Origin of the sequence: Proteus sp. fly-1013 (assembly GCF_040140245.1) — a bacterium.
Taxonomy (GTDB): Bacteria; Pseudomonadota; Gammaproteobacteria; order Enterobacterales; family Enterobacteriaceae; genus Proteus; species Proteus mirabilis_B.
The window spans coordinates 146063-162078 of record NZ_JBEEWD010000007.1; the positions used below are offsets into that span (position 1 = coordinate 146063).

Consider the following 16016-nt stretch of genomic DNA (forward strand, 5'->3'; position numbering starts at 1 on the left):
TCACTTTGTGAGTAGAATAGAGTTTATATTCGACTCATGAGGGTAATTTATGTGGATTTGGCAACATTCAAACTGGACTCATTTCAGATTTAACAACAGTACCGTGATCCCTTTACTTATTGATACTCGTTTTGTTCAAGGGATGCTCTATGGTCAAAGCCAAATGTTGCCTGAAAACAGTACATCTGCATTAGATTCTATTTTGGCAAATATTATTTATTCGAGTGATATTGAAGGTGAAAAGCTAAATGCATTTTCTGTGCGCTCTTCACTAGCGACTCGTTTAGGTATTGTGGAAGAGAAAACATATCCAACTGATGAAAAGTCAGAGGGTTTTGTGCAAGCTGCATTAGATGCTATTAATAATTTAGATGAACCATTAACTCATGAACGTTTATTTCAATGGCATAACCTATTGTTTCCTGAAGGACATTCTATTTTAAATCCTATTACTTCAGGGAAATACCGAACAGGTATTGTTCAGGTCGTTTCAGGTAAAAGAATTGATAAACCTATTGTACATTTTGAAGCTCCGCCACCTGAATCAATAGAAACTGAGATGGCATTATTTTTGGATTGGTTTAATAAAACAAGAGTTCATTATGAGCCTGATTTGATTATCAGAGCGGCTATTGCCCATCTGTGGTTTTTAACTATTCATCCATTTGAAGATGGTAATGGGCGGATAGGCAGACTTATTATGGATTTAGCATTAGCTCAAGCTGAAAATAAAACAGTCAGATTATATGCGATGTCAAAAACGATTAATGAGCATCGCCAAGAATATTACGACATCATCGAAAATACCCAAAAAGGTGATGGTAATATTACATTATGGCTTCAATGGTTTTTACAAATGCTTCAATTATCTATTTTGGAAGCTACACATGAAATTGATAAGACAGTAAGAGCAACTAAATATTGGCAAACCCATGATCAAGCGTTGTTGTCGCCAGAGCAATCAAAAGTTATCAATAGAATGCTTCAAGGGGATTTTGTCGATGGAATTAATAATAGCCAATATAAGAGTGTGGCAAAAGTGAGTCGAGCAAGTGCAACAAGACATTTAGCATTTCTTGTTGAGCAGGGTTTTTTAGCAGACAGTGGGGCTGGCGGGCGAAGTGTGAGATATATTTTACAAGACTAAATTTTTATTATTTAGCCACAATAGGAACATTAGTCTGCTCGTTTTATTGTTATTCTTTTTTTACTTTTACAAATGCGCGCTACTCTACTTATCTCGTTTTAACAAAAATAGGGGCTCTTGATTATCTGCAATCAGAGGCTCATAATTTAAGCGGATAGTTCCATTTTATTAATATAAAAGGATATTAAAGAAAGATGAACGATGATGTTGACCGATGTCCTGAGTGTGAAGTAAGGGCGTATTATACGAATGATTTTGTTCGTGTTTATCAAGCCTATTCAAATACTATTGCTCAGAGCGCAGTCGCAAACGGAACATTTGTTTCGCCCCCTTTTAGTATGACCCGCATGACTTGGGTAAAACCTTCCTTTCTTTGGATGATGTACCGCTCTGGTTGGGGACGCAAAGACGCTAATCAAGCTTCTATTCTTGCGGTTGATATTACGCATGAAGGCTTTCAAGAGATGCTGACACAAGGTGTTGTGAGTCATTTCGATCCAGACCGCTATGCCAGTGCGCAAGCGTGGAAAGAAGCGTCAGAAACCAGTAATATCCGCATTCAGTGGGATCCTGAACGTGATATTTATCTGAATCGACTCAGTTATCGCACCATCCAAATTGGTTTGCGAAATCAAGCAGTTGAAAAATATTGCAAAGAGTGGATTGTGAATATTACGGATGTTACCGATAAGGTACGTAAAATAGATGCTTGTATTGCTAATGGTGATCTCGACACCGCATACAGCCTATTACCGGTAGAAAAACCGTATCACTTTGGTGAGTAATTCATCAAGATGTCACCCCGCTTAATTGGCGGGGTAATTGTAAGATAGGATCAGGCTTGCACAAGTTCAGGACGAACACCTAGCGTATGACAAATAGCATAGGTTAATTCTGAACGATTAAGTGTATAAAAATGGAAATCTTTGACTCCTTCACGGCTTAAAATCTTCACCATATCAATAGCAATCGAAGCACCTACCAGACTACGCGTTTCAGGATCATTATCTAACCCATCAAACATTTTATGCATCCAACCCGGAATTTTTACATTGGTTAAACCCGCAAAGCGTTTTAGTTGTTTAAAATTCGTAACAGGTAAAATTCCCGGCACAATCTCAACATCAATACCTGTTGAAACACAGCGATCACGAAAACGTAAATAGCTTTCGACATCAAAGAAAAATTGAGTGATCGCGCGATTTGCTCCCGCATCGACTTTTCTTTTTAAGTTAATTAAATCTGCTTGTGCACTTTTTGCTTCAGGATGCACTTCAGGATAAGCCGCAACAGAGATATCAAAATCACCCACGCCTTTGAGTAAGTGAACTAAATCTGTGGCATACATATCGGGTTTTTGAGAGTTGTCTGGTAAATCGCCTCGTAAGGCAACAATATGGCGAATGCCACTTTGCCAATAATCTTGTGCGATATGTTGTAGCTCTTCACGGCTAGCATCAACGCAAGTTAAATGCGGTGCAGCTTCTAATCCTGTGCGCTCTTTAATTCCTTTAATAATCGAGTGAGTTCTATCTCGCTCGCCTGAGTTTGCACCATAAGTCACAGAAACAAAGCTCGGTTTTAAGGTATTTAAGCGCGCAAGAGATTGCCAAAGAGTATTTTCCATCTCTTCGGTACGAGGCGGGAAAAACTCAAAGGAAACTTGGATCTGACCATCAAGTTCGGCAAGATTTTGATTTAATGCTTCATGTTGGCTTGCGTGATAAAAGCTCATACCTGTACCTCATCAATCATGTCACTGTGTTGTTATTCTTATTTAAGTATCACTACCTATTCACCCATCTAACCATTTAGACGTCTAGATGTAGATTCTCTTAATTAGGCTATTTAGTCAACAACTATTCACCCTGTTTTTGATGAGGATAATTCAATAGAAATGAGAGAAAACTTCATGTTGAAGTCTTCTTTAATAAAGAAAATTAGCTTCACTATGCATAAGCTGTGTGATTTTTCTTCTACAATTAAATGAATTAACTTATTGAAGGGAGGCGAAATGATCACCTGTAAGCGAGTGTATAACGATAAAGAGGGAACCCATGAAGGTTATCGCGTATTAGTGGATAGATTGTGGCCAAGAGGCGTGAAAAAAACAGACTTTCATTATGATGAGTGGAATAAAGAGGTTGCACCTTCGACCGAATTACGAAAATGGTTTCATGCGGGTGGCGGTGATTTTACTGAATTTACCCAACGTTATATTGCCGAATTGACAGGTGCTCCTGAACATTGGCAACCTCTCCTTGTGATAGCAAAAGAGCAACCGCTAGTACTACTTTATTCAGGCAAAGATGAGCAACAAAATAATGCAACTGTGTTAAAAGCTTTTTTAGAAAAACAGTTAGCACACTGTTAATAATGAATAATTTGAGCGTTTGAGTAAAAAAGCAAAAAAAGCAAAAAAAAAGTGGCGCGGTATTAGGCGCCACAAAAATTGCTAATAAAAACATCGAACAGAGTCAGAGAATATTTTTGCTACTCTTATGCAGTGTGTGTATTTGCCGCTAACCATTGACTAATACGTTGTTTTTGTTCGTCATTTAGCCACATGCCGAGTTTGGTACGACGCCAAATAGCATCATCAACTTCGATAACCCACTCATGTTTTACTAAATAACGTAATTCTGCTTCATACAGATTATGACCAAAGTTTTCACCCATACCTGCTAAATCAGTAATACCTTCAAGCAGTAATTCAGTGTTGCTACCGTAAGTACGGGCAAAACGCAGTGCGAGTGCTTCTGGTAACCAAGGGTGACGTTGACGAATTAAACGAGAATAACCATCACGATCACAACCTTCTAAATTACCACCCGGTAATTGACCGTTTTTAGTCCACGGTTTACCCATATTAGGGAAATAGCTCACGAGTTTATCAACAGCGTGTTCACCTAATTTACGATAAGTCGTTAATTTACCACCAAATACAGATAACAGTGGTGTTTGACCATTATCATCGTGAACATCTAAGGTGTAATCACGGGTGATTGCTTGTGGAGAATCTGATTCGTCGTCACATAATGGGCGCACGCCAGAGTAATCCCAAACCACATCTTCTTTGGTTAACTGCTTTTTAAAGTGATCGTTATAGACTTTCAGTAAGTACTGAATTTCGTTGTCATCAATCGCGACATCTTTAGGATCGCCGTTATATTCAACATCCGTAGTACCGATGATAGAGAACTCATCCATCCAAGGAATAACGAAAACGATACGGTTATCTTCGTTTTGTAAAATATAAGCTTGCGGTTCGTTATGAGCGCGAGGAATAACAATATGGCTACCTTTAATTAAGCGGATGCCATAAGGTGATTTCAGTTTTAAGCCTTCATCAAACAGCGTTTTAACCCAAGGGCCAGCGGCATTGACAAGTGCTTTTGATTGATAGAGCGATGTTTCACCAGTGCGTAAATCTTGCGCTTCTACCATCCATAAATTATTTTCACGCCAAGCGCGAGTGACTTTAGTGCGAGTGCGTACTTCACCGCCACGACGGACAATCTCTTGTGCGTTGAGTACCACTAAACGTGCATCATCAACCCAGCAGTCTGAATATTCAAAACCGCGTGTTAATTCTGGTTTTAACACAGAATTTGCACCGAATTTAATGCCTTTACTGCTTGGCAGGCTGACACGTTTTCCTAAATGATCATAAAGGAATAGACCAATACGGATCATCCAAGCTGGGCGTAAGTGTGGTTGGTGTGGTAGGCGAAAGCGCATTGGAAATGCGATATGTGGTGCTAAACGTAATAATACTTCACGCTCTGCCAGTGCTTCGCTTACTAAGCGAAACTCATAATGTTCTAGATAACGTAAACCACCATGAATAAGTTTAGAGCTCGCGGAAGATGTCGCACTTGCTAAGTCTTGAGCTTCCAGCATAAGTACTGAAAGGCCTCGGCCAGCTGCATCCGCCGCAATTCCAGCGCCGTTTATTCCGCCGCCGATGACAATCAAGTCTTGAGTTTTCATAACATCCTCCTACGAATGCGCGAAACAATTCTTTAATGTTCGTTTTCGCTCATAATTGTAATGAAGTTTGATGAAAATGCCAACTATATAACTGATAAAAAACATAACCGCGTGATATGGATAACAATTTATTATCATATCCACATTTTTTGTGGGCTTATTAAAAATAAACAACATTGTTAATGTATTAATAAAAAAGACAGGTGATGTATCAAAAAAGAGTGTAAATAGAATGAGTTAATTAGAGTTTAGTAAAAAATAGGCGAAAAAAAAGTACCTAAGAAGGTACTTTTTGAGGAATTTATTCAATTAACATAATTCGAGTTGAACGTTGTGTTGCTCAACAATTTTTTGGATCCCTGCTGGTGGTTCTTGATCGGTAAATAAGTAGTCGATCAAATTCATATTGCCTAAATTCACCATTGCATTACGACCAAACTTAGAATGGTCAGTCACCAACATTACACAGCGTGAGTTTTCGATAATTGCGCGTTTAGTTCGAACTTCATGGTAATCAAACTCAAGTAGAGAACCATCCATATCGATGCCGCTTATCCCTAAGATGCCGTAATCAAGACGGAATTGAGAGATAAAATCAAGTGTAGCTTCACCGACAATACCACCATCTCGCGTACGTACTTCACCACCTGCAAGAATTAAGCGAAAGTCTTCTTTGCCCATCAGTAATGTTGCCACATTGAGATTGTTGGTCACGATACGTAGGTTTTTGTGGTTAATTAAAGCATGCGCAACGGCTTCAGGTGTTGTTCCGATATCAATAAACAGTGTTGCACCATCAGGAATTAAGCTTGCTACTCGTTGTGCGATACGTGATTTTTCATCAGACCACATGATTTTACGATCATGATAAGCCGTATTCACGGAGCTTGAAGGTAATGCCGCACCGCCGTGATGACGTTGGATTTTGTTCTTTTCCGCTAATTCATTTAAATCACGTCGGATTGTCTGTGGGCTGACTTCAAAATGCTCCACCAATTCTTCAGTGCTGACATAGCCTTGTAGGCGTACCAGTTCAATGATGGCATCATGTCGTTGCGTTTGCTTCACAGGTATCCCCTAATGTTAAAAATATCATGTTAATTTTATTATGATCTACGAGATAATTGATGTCGATTATCCCACAAAGCCATCAATAAGCCGATAAGGAAGCCTGCAAAATGTGCAGTATTTCCGATAGAGTCACCTAAAACGCCCATGTAACCCGCAACAATCCACAAAATCGAAAAGCCGATTAAGCCTGTTGGAGCACCAATACCTTTTTCTGGATTACGTATTCCTGTTAAGCCTACATAGCCGATTAATGCGTAAACAACACCGGAAAGCCCACCAAAATTAGAGTCTGTAAACAGTGATTGTGCCCAATTACTAAAGAGCGCAGAAACGAGCATGATGACAAATAGTTTACCCGTACCTAATCGCTGCTCTGTTTGACTTGCGAGATACCACCACATCGCAAGGTTAAAAGCGATATGCATCAGTGAGAAGTGAACAAACGCAGGGGTGATATAGCGCCAAACTTCAAAGTTCAAGCTCTCTTTGTAAGGCCACGCCAGATGGAGCATAACGTTATAATCGCCTGCTACTTGTTGCCAAATAAAAATAAGGATACATAAAATGACCACCAGTACCGTTAATGGGCCTGAGTGTTGCACCATATTTTTTATCGAAAAGGCAGGGCGATATTTTATACCCGTATTTTTCGGATCTCCGGTTTGCCAACTCGCGGCTTGGTAACGTGGGTGAAAAGGCTCACGTAAAAAAGTATTTAGTTCTTTTTCAACCATATCCAACTGATGTTGGTCTTCTAACCAAAGTGAGATCTGCTGATTTTCATTTTTTGCGTGAATTCGCACACCTTTCGTTGCCATATAATTGACAAATAAATCAGCTGCTTGAGGGTTAGAAAGCGTAATAATGTGGATCATTAACAAAACTCATCTGTAGTTATTGCAGAGAAGTTATCGCTTGTGGAAACTCTCTTAGCCATGCTTCAAAACCACCGTTGATACTATAAACGGTTTCAAAGCCCATATTGACCAGATATTGAGCTGCGCCTTGGCTGCTATGACCGTGATAACACATCACCATAACAGGAACATCAAAGTCAGCATCTTGTAAAAATTGGTTTAGCGTATCATTGGTGAGATGAAATGCGCCAGTAGCATGACCAATGCGGTAACTCTGAGGATCTCTTACATCAACTAAGATTGCCGATTGAGATGTCCAGAATTGATAGGCTTGTTCAATACTAAGAAATTGAAACTTATCCATAATTGTCTTATTTATTATATTGTTAATTGATTTATTTGTTCTGAGCGAGAGAACGATACATTTATCATAACGTCAAATAGGTAAAGATGACGTTACACTTTGTAAATGATTATTTTAATAAACAAATCCCCCATGATATCAGTGCAGGTGAGTATCATAGGGGATGTGATACTGAGGGATCAGTAGTAGGAGTGTTCGCCGCGTTGGTGTTCAGTTAAATCTTTCACACCTTTCAATTCATCTGGGAACAGGTTTAACAGCTCTTTTTCGATACCATCTTTTAATGTGACATCAATCATTGAACAACCGTTACAGCCACCACCAAATTGTAAGATAGCATAACCATCTTCAGTGATTTCCATCAAACTAACGCGACCACCATGACCGGCTAATTGTGGGTTAATTTGTGATTGCAGTACGTATTCGACGCGTTCAATTAACGGTGCATCAGCATCGACTTTACGCATTTTTGCGTTAGGTGCTTTCAGCGTTAATTGTGAGCCCAGTTGGTCAGTGACAAAGTCAATTTCTGCATCTTCTAAGAAAGGTGCGCTGATGTCATCAACATACGCAGAAAGTTTTTCGAACTTAATTTCAGTATCGTTTGGCTCTACGGCATCAGGTGGGCAGTATGAAACGCCACATTCAGCATTAGGTGTGCCTGGATTGATAACGAATACACGAATTTGGGTGTTGGGTTCTTGGTTAGCCAGTAGTTTGGCAAAATGCGCCTGTGCGGCATCAGTAATAATAATCATATCGTCTTGCTCAATAGTTGACTGTTCTGGTTGGTTATCATACGCCCAATTGGCGGTTAACTACAAGGTTCGGCAAATCGCCCATACCTCAACAGAGCGTGCTCCCGCACGAAATAACAAGGGGACAATGCTCTTTAATGTCGCGCCTGTAGTGATAACATCATCAATTAGTGCCAGATTTTTCCCTGATACCGACACTGTGTTATTTAATACAAATGCATTCTTTAAATTTTGTTGCCTTTGTTTGGCATTAAGATGCGTTTGCACCAGTGTAGCACGAGTTCTTATCAGGGTATCCGGTTGATAAGCACAATTTAGCCACCTTGCCAAAGGCTTAGCGATAGCTTCTACTTGCTCAAAGCCTCTAGACCAACGGCGATGATGATGCGAAGGAACGCTAATAATTCTGTCAGGCCTCTGCACCAAGTTTTCTCGCCGATGTGAAAGCCATCGCAATAGAAAAAGTCGTGCAAGACATAAAGCTATTTGAGGGCGAGGTTGGTATTTATAAAGGTGTAATAATTTATTTAATGGTGGTTGATAGTCAGTGACTGTCAACATCTGTTTCCATAATGGAGGCGATTGCAAGCAGCGCCCACATAGCATCATAGAGTGAGATGAGGGATATAAACAGCATGGGCAGCGGTTATGCTGCTTAGGTAAATGTCGAATACAACTCGAACAAACACCTTTAGTATCATAATGTAAGGGTTGGCGACACAACCAACAATATCCTGCTATTGTTATCCACATAATGAAAATCCCTGTACTAAGAGAAGAGAGCATAACAATGAATAAATTGTATTGGCAGACAATGGGTGAAGGAAAAACGCATCTTGTGCTATTACACGGATGGGGATTGAATGCAGAGGTCTGGCAATCATTAATACCGCGACTAAGCTCGCATTTTACACTGCATCTTGTTGATCTCCCAGGATATGGTCGTAGCCAAGGTTTTCCTGTTCTTACATTAAAAGAGATGGCTGACATTGTTTTTGCCAAAGCCCCCGATAATGCCATTTGGTTAGGATGGTCTTTAGGGGGATTAGTCGCCAGCCGTGTTGTTTTAGATAATCCCAATAATGTACAAGCATTGATTACAGTGGCTTCTTCGCCTTGCTTTGCTGCTCATGAGGATTGGCCGGGTATCAAACCTGAAGTGTTAAAGGGATTTGAACAACAGTTAAACGAGAATTTTCATCGCACAGTTGAACGTTTTTTGGCACTGCAAACATTGGGCACACAAAGTGCACGTGAAGATATGAAGGCATTAAAGTCAGTAGTATTAGAGCAACCACTCCCTTCTGTCGAAGTACTTAATGGTGGACTAGAAATTTTGCGTACTGAGGATTTACGAGAAGAGTTGAAAACGCTGAGTTGTCCTTTTATTCGTTTTTATGGCTATTTAGATGGCTTAGTTCCTCGGAAAGTGGCTGGATTATTAGATGCTATTTATCCTCATTCACCTTCTGTTATTTTCCGTAATGCGGCTCATGCGCCGTTTATTTCACATCCAGATGAATTTGCTCAAACGTTAATTGAGGCTTGTGAAATAACATCATAATTATCACCCAAAACTGCCCATACTTGAGGGCAGTTTTGAGAGTTTATAACTCTATATTTTCAATGTGGTTTTCGACACTATAAGATGTTTCACAAATCGGCGGATTTTTAATAGTGTCAAAAACAGGACAAGTACGCTCAATAAAAGCGATAAATGCCGCGATCTCTTCTTCACTATTATCAGCTTGAATAAAAAAGTGCGTCGTAATTTTACTAAAGCCAATTTTGGCTTCTTTATTTTTTCCGGTAAAACCATCGGTATCTAATTCACCTTTAACTTCAATGCGAATATCATTGAGATTAATTTGGTGCATACGTGCAAAGCTTTTTGCCACGATACCTTTACAAGCACCTAGCGTACCTAACAGTGCTTCCACAGGATTCATGGCACTGTCTTTACCTCCCAGTGATACAGGTTCATCAAGTAAAAATTGAAATTGGCGCGACGCGCATTGCATTTGTAATCTGCCTTGCTCGCCTGTGGTAATTGTTGATGAAAATTCAGTTATTGGCATAATTTTTATATTCTTATTAAGTGAAATTAAATAGACGTCTTTACGTCTATATTTAATGAATTATGCCGTGATAGTTAGGAAAGTAAATCATTAAATAGGAAGATGAAAATGATTCATCTTGCGCATTAGATAAAAAAACCCCCTACATAAAGTAAGGGGTTTTTATGATGGCATTTATCAATTTATTAGACTATTTGATAAAGCTTTGTCTGGCAGGCGGTGGCTTCTGGGCAACTTTTACAACTACCCGTAAGACAATCCTCGACATCGACCTCTTGAAGCTTACCCATCAATGTGAGCCGCTCTAACATTGCTTGCACCAACGGTTCAGGCATATTGAGTTGATGGCTGATAAGACGGGCATCGGCTCGACCATTAAGGGCGATACAATCACGTACTTCTATCAAACTGGCCATCTTACTTTTCCTTTGTCACTTAGTGACAGCTACCTTTTGAACAACATTGTTTAGTCAATGATGACTTATTGCTTAAGTTAATTGTTAGACGATTACGAGCATTACGCAACAAGATAAATAGAACTAAGTTAAATATCACAACCGCAGCAATGGTGATTGTACTGCTTTGTGGATGCTCGCTAAAGGTTGCAGTTTGATAGAACAGCGCAGCCAGTGAGTAAGCAATATTTAATCCCCAAAGAATAGAGAAGGTCATCCAGCCACGACTAGTTTCACGAGCGATAGCACCCATTACTGAAACACAAGGTACATACAGTAAAACAAAGATTAAGTAGCTATAAGCAGCAATGCCTGAACCGAATTTAGCGCCCATGGTTCCCATTGTGCCGGTATCCATTTCACCATCACCTTTACTGGCTTCAATTGGGTTAGAAAGTGCAGCTAAAGTGAAGGTCTCTTTTAAGCTATCCCATGTTTCACCAAAGGCATCACCAATTTCTCCCCACAGGTCGAATTCTTCAGGATCAAATGGCTCATTAACAATGCTTTCTGCGGTATAGAGGGTATTTAATGTTCCCACAACCACTTCTTTTGCCATCGCACCAGTGACTAAACCAACTGTTGCTTGCCAGTTATCATTGTGAACACCAATAGGTTGCAGTAATGGTGTGATCACTTTGCTGACAGAAGCTAATGCAGAATCATTGATGTTATCCGCAGGTTTACCAGAGAAGGTAAAGCTATTTAGCGCACCAATAAACATACTCGCAATAATGATGACTTTACCTGCACGTACAACGAAACCTTTTAGACGTTGCCATGTTTGCATGAGTAACGTTTTTAGGTGGGGAACGTGATAAACAGGCAGTTCCATCACGAAAGGTGACGCTTCACCGCGCATAATGGTGTGTTTTAGTAGCAAGCCAGTCAGGATAGCAACCACAATACCGAGAAGATAAAGTGAGAAAACAACACTCGCGCCGTTTTTACCAAAGAAGGCTGCCGCAAATACCGCGAAGATAGCTAAACGAGCACCACAAGACATAAACGGTGCCATTAATACGGTGATTAATCGTTCTCTTGGTGCATCAAGAGTACGAGCACCCATAATAGAAGGTACGTTACAACCAAAACCAACAATCAGTGGTACGAATGATTTACCCGGTAAACCCAGAGCCTGCATCAATCTATCCATAACAAATGCGGCACGAGCCATATAACCTGAGTCTTCAAGGATAGATAAAAAGAGATACATCATCCCGATTTGTGGCACTAATGGTAGAACAGTATTGATACCACCACCGACACCTTGTGCAAGGAAAATTGTCAGCCATTCAGGGAAGTTAAACGTTGCGCCAATCCATTGAATGCCATGAATAAAGATAGCTTCAGAGCCACCTTCAAAAGCAGGTTGTAATGCACCACCGATGTTAATCGCAAGTACAAACATTAAATACATGACAAATAGGAAGATAGGTACGCCTAACCAACGGTTTAATATCACTTTATCGATATTTTGTGTCAGGATATTTGGCTTAATAGACTCCATATTAATCACAGCATGACAGATGCGCTCAATATTTTGATAACGGGCATCAGCAATGACTAATTCTGGTTCATTATTGTGTTCATCTTGAATTCGTTGGCGAATGGCTTTGATGTCTTCACTGGTGACTTGCGCGCGTTGATGGGTATAGATATCCCCTTCTAAACACTGTAATGCCATCCAACGACGTTGCTGTAAATTAAATTCATCATGATTAATTTTTTCAGCAAGTGCCTCGACTTCATTTAATAACCATAGTGGATAAGAAGTCAGTAATTCTTGTGGTTTTTTCTTTTCAGCAGGGAAGGTATCAATGGCTTCTTTGAGCTTATCAATGCCAGATGCTTTGGTTGAAATCATTGGAATAACAGGGCAACCCAGTTGCTCTGAAAGTGCATTGATATCAATTTGCATATCTTGGTGTTCCGCAATATCGAGCATGTTTAATGCCACAATACATGGAATACCAAGCTCAAGTAGTTGCAATGTCAAATAGAGGTTACGCTCAAGATTTGATGCATCAACCACGTTAATCAGCATGTCTGCTTCATTACTTAAAATGAAATGGCAGGCAATTTGCTCATCAAGAGATGTCTGTTCTGAAATTGTCGTTAAAGAGTAAGTCCCGGGTAAATCGACGAGCTCAATTTTATGATTTGCAGTTGTGAAACGACCAACTTTGCGTTCGACCGTTACACCCGCCCAGTTACCCACACGCTGACGAGAGCCTGTTAACTGATTAAAGAGTGTTGTTTTACCGGCATTAGGATTACCGATAAGACCTATAGTGAGAGGAGTCATAATAGTGATGCCAATAGTTGTCTTGCCTGGTTGAATGAGAAATAACGATTATTTTTCGTTATGAACCACTTCGCTAAGATTAATGAGTGCGAGATCTTTTTTTCTCAAAATTAGGGACACTCGGTGCGTTTCTATTTGAATAGGATCACCCAGTGGTGCGATACGAATAACGTTAAACACAGCGCCAGGTAACATACCTAAAGATAATAGTTTCTGTCTGTATGCAGGGCTAATCTGAGGTGAGTAGCTCAAGATTTTATAACTGTGATTTGGGATCAGAGACATAATCGTCCTTCCACGAATATTGATACAAAAAATAATGATACTGATAATTATTAACGCGTATGAGAATTCACACAATAATAGTCAGGGTAATTATAATAAATATTTTTAATGCTAATGAGAATTATAATTATCCTTATTGGGTATAATTTAGCCTAGTCTACGCTTATCTACACTTGATTTAAATCAACCAGAGAAAAGATATTGGGATGAAAATAGGCTGTTTGCCTTATCTGTTACTAGACAAAAACAAAATGTGAAGAGTTGAAATGTCAACGTAGCAACAAAATAACAATCAGTTAATGATGTTAACGGGTAACAATATAAAAGTAGATTTTAAGAATATGAAGATCGCGAGCTTAAGTAAAAAGCTCGCGTTGTCATGGTGAAATACTCGCTAATTAGTGAGTTTGCTGGTGGCTAAAAAGTTGGTAAATATTGTTAGGGGTATAACTATCATCTTCGTATGAAACGACCCAATCAGTTATTAATGCGGTGTTGATAGGATAGGTTTCACCTTCTTGCATATCCTCAACGTAAAATGGCACGTTGAGTAATTTTGCATAAATGGTATCTCCATCACGAGACTGTGGCACAAACCACATATGCTCTAGCTCTTTTTCTTCCCCATCACCATAAGGAATACCGAACTTGATCATAAACTGCCAAGGATTTTCGGTTTCTTCCGGTTTGTCTTTTCCTAATAACTTAGAGAGGAAACCACTCTTTTTCTCAACAGGTGGCTGATTATAGTTATCAAACATAGAAACGAAGTATTCCCAGCGTCGCTTGGCTTTTTCAGACATCTCATAGGTTTCTTCATTACTACGCAGTAGCATCATTGCTTGTTGTTCTTCATAACCTTTAAAGAAAGTTTCTAAAATCGGGTTTTCTTCATTGGTTCTAAATAGCATTGAAGAAGGATGTTGATGATATTCATCACGATCGGCTAAATCACCCAAGAAAATGCCATTTGGTGCGCCTTCAGTGTCATAACGCATTTCTTCTAAAGGTCTAAGGCTTTCAAGCGGTGTTGATTGATTAACATGGCGAATACCCTCTTCAAAAGGTAAGGCGACAAGATACTCTAAGCCTGATGATGTTTGACCACAAAGCATCGGTTCACCAAATTCGATTTGGCGATGATTAATACTGTTGTTAACAAAGCAACGGAAGAGATCAGGAATGCCATAGTAAGACTCAAGCATACTTGGAATAACTAAATCGACTTCGGTCAAGCCACAACGTGCTAATCCATGAGTATGGAACCAGAACATGGTTGGTGGATCATTTTCTGTATCATAGACAGCATGAATAACATATAAGCTTTCAACTTCAGGATAGAGATCGGGTGTTTCTAATTGAAAACGGATCCACTCAGGCGTTAATGCTTTACCTGCTGCTGATTCATCTAATGCTAAGATCATTTCTGGTGCGATGATATTGAGAAAATTCAGTTGATGGCGATAACTTGCCAAAGGATGCAAGGTTTCAGTAAAAAGTGTTTCTAATAATAAATCTTGTGTTGTCGCATTTGCATGCGCAAGTAGTTGCGGCGTGAGTTCGTCAGTCGAATACATTGGGCGTATTTCGTAATCTTCATCACGAGGGTAAAGGCAGACAAAAAAATGTAATTCGTCATCACCATGCTGACAACGATAGAAAAAACCGTCATCAATATTTTCACTTAGGTAATTGATTTCACCATCAGTGTAATCTGTCTGTTCTTCTAGGCGTTGTTCAATAAGCGCATAGTTTAGTGGCTGTGCAGGGAAAGCCACTATACGAGAGGGCACTTTTTCTCCTTGCCCGGCTGCGATATCTAAGTACTGCTGTCTGTTATCCATGTTTTTTATCACTCGTATATTAAAGATAGAAAAATAGGATATCAGGGATAACAAGAGAGGAATAGATGGAGTTATCTGAGCTTAAGCTGGTTAATTAATCTATTGTTAATGGTGAGGATTAATGAAAAATAAAAAAGCGAATATCTTATAAAAAATAACGGATATCAATAGGTTATTGATATCCGTTAGATGTAAGGTAATCAAGGCAAATGATTAGCCTTTTGATTATTTACCTTTCAGTAATTGCATGATGTCTTCAGTTTTTTCTTCATCGTCATCATCTTCAAACTCAATACCTAGCTCAACCATTAATTCGTCAATGCGATCAAGGGTTTTCTCAGTATAAGCCTGTTCTTCTGCATTGAGTTTTTCACCGTTTTCAAGACGAGACAGTAATTCATCTAAACGTGCATCGTTTTCTAACAGATCTAATTCTTGCTCAGGCGTTAAACGAACTGGCTCTGCTTTAACTGGCGCAGGTTTTTTCTTCACGACTTTTGGTGCATCACCTACAATCAGAGGGATCGGTTTTTTGCTACCAATGCGTGGATCTTTCGGCGCTGTATTTTTAGCTTGCTGTTTATTTTCCGCTTCCTGCTGACGGTTACCGGCAGGATTGCCACGGTGTTTCTTTTGACGTTTACGTTCACGTCCTTCCGCGTTCAGCTCTTCACGCGATTTCTTACGCGCTTTAGCTGCGGGCTTTCTTTTAATCATATTCATAATGGTAACTCGATAGTGATCTTCTTGGTTGCGCAATCTATCAGAAACAAATTTTCAATAAAAGTGCAAATTTAAGACAATTTAATTTTTGCTCACGTACAATGTGCGGTTCGTTTCACTATACTTTACTGTG

At 39.5% G+C, this 16016-nt stretch carries 17 protein-coding genes; 4 read left to right on the forward strand and 13 right to left on the reverse strand.

The window, feature by feature from the left end; all coding sequences use genetic code 11:
• Positions 1-49: 49 nt before the first annotated feature.
• Positions 50-1147 carry a Fic family protein gene (locus ABN236_RS14375; RefSeq protein WP_349474296.1) on the forward strand — a complete coding sequence of 366 codons (1098 nt, stop codon included), beginning with the start codon at positions 50-52 and terminating at the stop codon, positions 1145-1147.
• 194 nt (positions 1148-1341) lie between these two features.
• Positions 1342-1932, forward strand: a complete 591-nt coding sequence (locus ABN236_RS14380; protein WP_311755513.1) for a DUF4291 domain-containing protein — start codon at positions 1342-1344, stop codon at positions 1930-1932.
• 50 nt (positions 1933-1982) lie between these two features.
• On the opposite strand, the gene metF is transcribed toward ABN236_RS14380, so the two are convergent.
• Entirely contained in the window at positions 1983-2882 is a 900-nt protein-coding gene (gene metF, locus ABN236_RS14385) for a methylenetetrahydrofolate reductase (protein ID WP_088494299.1), read from the reverse strand.
• A gap of 279 nt (positions 2883-3161) precedes the next feature.
• On the opposite strand from metF, the gene ABN236_RS14390 reads away from it, so the two are divergent.
• Complete coding sequence (locus tag ABN236_RS14390; RefSeq protein WP_318620396.1) at positions 3162-3521, forward strand: DUF488 domain-containing protein; 360 nt, start codon at positions 3162-3164, stop codon at positions 3519-3521.
• A 125-nt stretch (positions 3522-3646) separates the two neighbouring features.
• On the opposite strand, the gene glpD is transcribed toward ABN236_RS14390, so the two are convergent.
• The 6 genes from glpD to gntX form a co-directional block, all read right to left on the reverse strand.
• Positions 3647-5140: a glycerol-3-phosphate dehydrogenase gene (gene glpD, locus ABN236_RS14395; RefSeq protein ID WP_088494301.1), complete on the reverse strand. Its 1494-nt coding sequence runs from the start codon at positions 5138-5140 to the stop codon at positions 3647-3649.
• Between the two features lie 309 nt (positions 5141-5449).
• A complete protein-coding gene (locus tag ABN236_RS14400; protein ID WP_006534541.1) occupies positions 5450-6208 on the reverse strand; it encodes a DeoR/GlpR family transcriptional regulator in 759 nt (252 codons plus the stop codon).
• 38 nt (positions 6209-6246) lie between these two features.
• Complete coding sequence (glpG, locus tag ABN236_RS14405) at positions 6247-7086, reverse strand: rhomboid family intramembrane serine protease GlpG (RefSeq protein WP_349474297.1); 840 nt, start codon at positions 7084-7086, stop codon at positions 6247-6249.
• A gap of 19 nt (positions 7087-7105) precedes the next feature.
• The gene (gene glpE, locus ABN236_RS14410) at positions 7106-7432 is read right to left on the reverse strand and encodes a thiosulfate sulfurtransferase GlpE (protein ID WP_069369522.1); all 327 of its coding nucleotides are present in this window, start codon (positions 7430-7432) and stop codon (positions 7106-7108) included.
• A gap of 179 nt (positions 7433-7611) precedes the next feature.
• Complete coding sequence (nfuA, locus tag ABN236_RS14415) at positions 7612-8190, reverse strand: Fe-S biogenesis protein NfuA (protein ID WP_023583208.1); 579 nt, start codon at positions 8188-8190, stop codon at positions 7612-7614.
• Between the two features lie 60 nt (positions 8191-8250).
• Complete coding sequence (gene gntX / locus ABN236_RS14420) at positions 8251-8943, reverse strand: DNA utilization protein GntX (protein ID WP_349474298.1); 693 nt, start codon at positions 8941-8943, stop codon at positions 8251-8253.
• Between the two features lie 37 nt (positions 8944-8980).
• On the opposite strand from gntX, the gene bioH reads away from it, so the two are divergent.
• Positions 8981-9754, forward strand: a complete 774-nt coding sequence (bioH, locus tag ABN236_RS14425; RefSeq protein WP_349474299.1) for a pimeloyl-ACP methyl ester esterase BioH — start codon at positions 8981-8983, stop codon at positions 9752-9754.
• 43 nt (positions 9755-9797) lie between these two features.
• Here bioH and ABN236_RS14430 read toward each other — a convergent pair whose 3' ends face one another.
• The 6 genes from ABN236_RS14430 to yihI form a co-directional block, all read right to left on the reverse strand.
• The gene (locus ABN236_RS14430) at positions 9798-10268 is read right to left on the reverse strand and encodes an OsmC family protein (RefSeq protein ID WP_349474300.1); all 471 of its coding nucleotides are present in this window, start codon (positions 10266-10268) and stop codon (positions 9798-9800) included.
• A 185-nt stretch (positions 10269-10453) separates the two neighbouring features.
• Positions 10454-10684, reverse strand: coding sequence for a FeoC-like transcriptional regulator (locus tag ABN236_RS14435; RefSeq protein WP_109395065.1), 231 nt, complete (start codon positions 10682-10684; stop codon positions 10454-10456).
• A gap of 19 nt (positions 10685-10703) precedes the next feature.
• The gene (gene feoB, locus ABN236_RS14440) at positions 10704-13031 is read right to left on the reverse strand and encodes a Fe(2+) transporter permease subunit FeoB (RefSeq protein ID WP_349474301.1); all 2328 of its coding nucleotides are present in this window, start codon (positions 13029-13031) and stop codon (positions 10704-10706) included.
• A gap of 48 nt (positions 13032-13079) precedes the next feature.
• The gene (feoA, locus tag ABN236_RS14445; protein WP_036914344.1) at positions 13080-13316 is read right to left on the reverse strand and encodes a ferrous iron transporter A; all 237 of its coding nucleotides are present in this window, start codon (positions 13314-13316) and stop codon (positions 13080-13082) included.
• 398 nt (positions 13317-13714) lie between these two features.
• A complete protein-coding gene (locus ABN236_RS14450; RefSeq protein WP_349474302.1) occupies positions 13715-15160 on the reverse strand; it encodes a DUF4026 domain-containing protein in 1446 nt (481 codons plus the stop codon).
• Positions 15161-15385: 225 nt separating this feature from the next.
• The gene (yihI, locus tag ABN236_RS14455) at positions 15386-15883 is read right to left on the reverse strand and encodes a Der GTPase-activating protein YihI (RefSeq protein ID WP_088494309.1); all 498 of its coding nucleotides are present in this window, start codon (positions 15881-15883) and stop codon (positions 15386-15388) included.
• Positions 15884-16016: the final 133 nt, after the last annotated feature.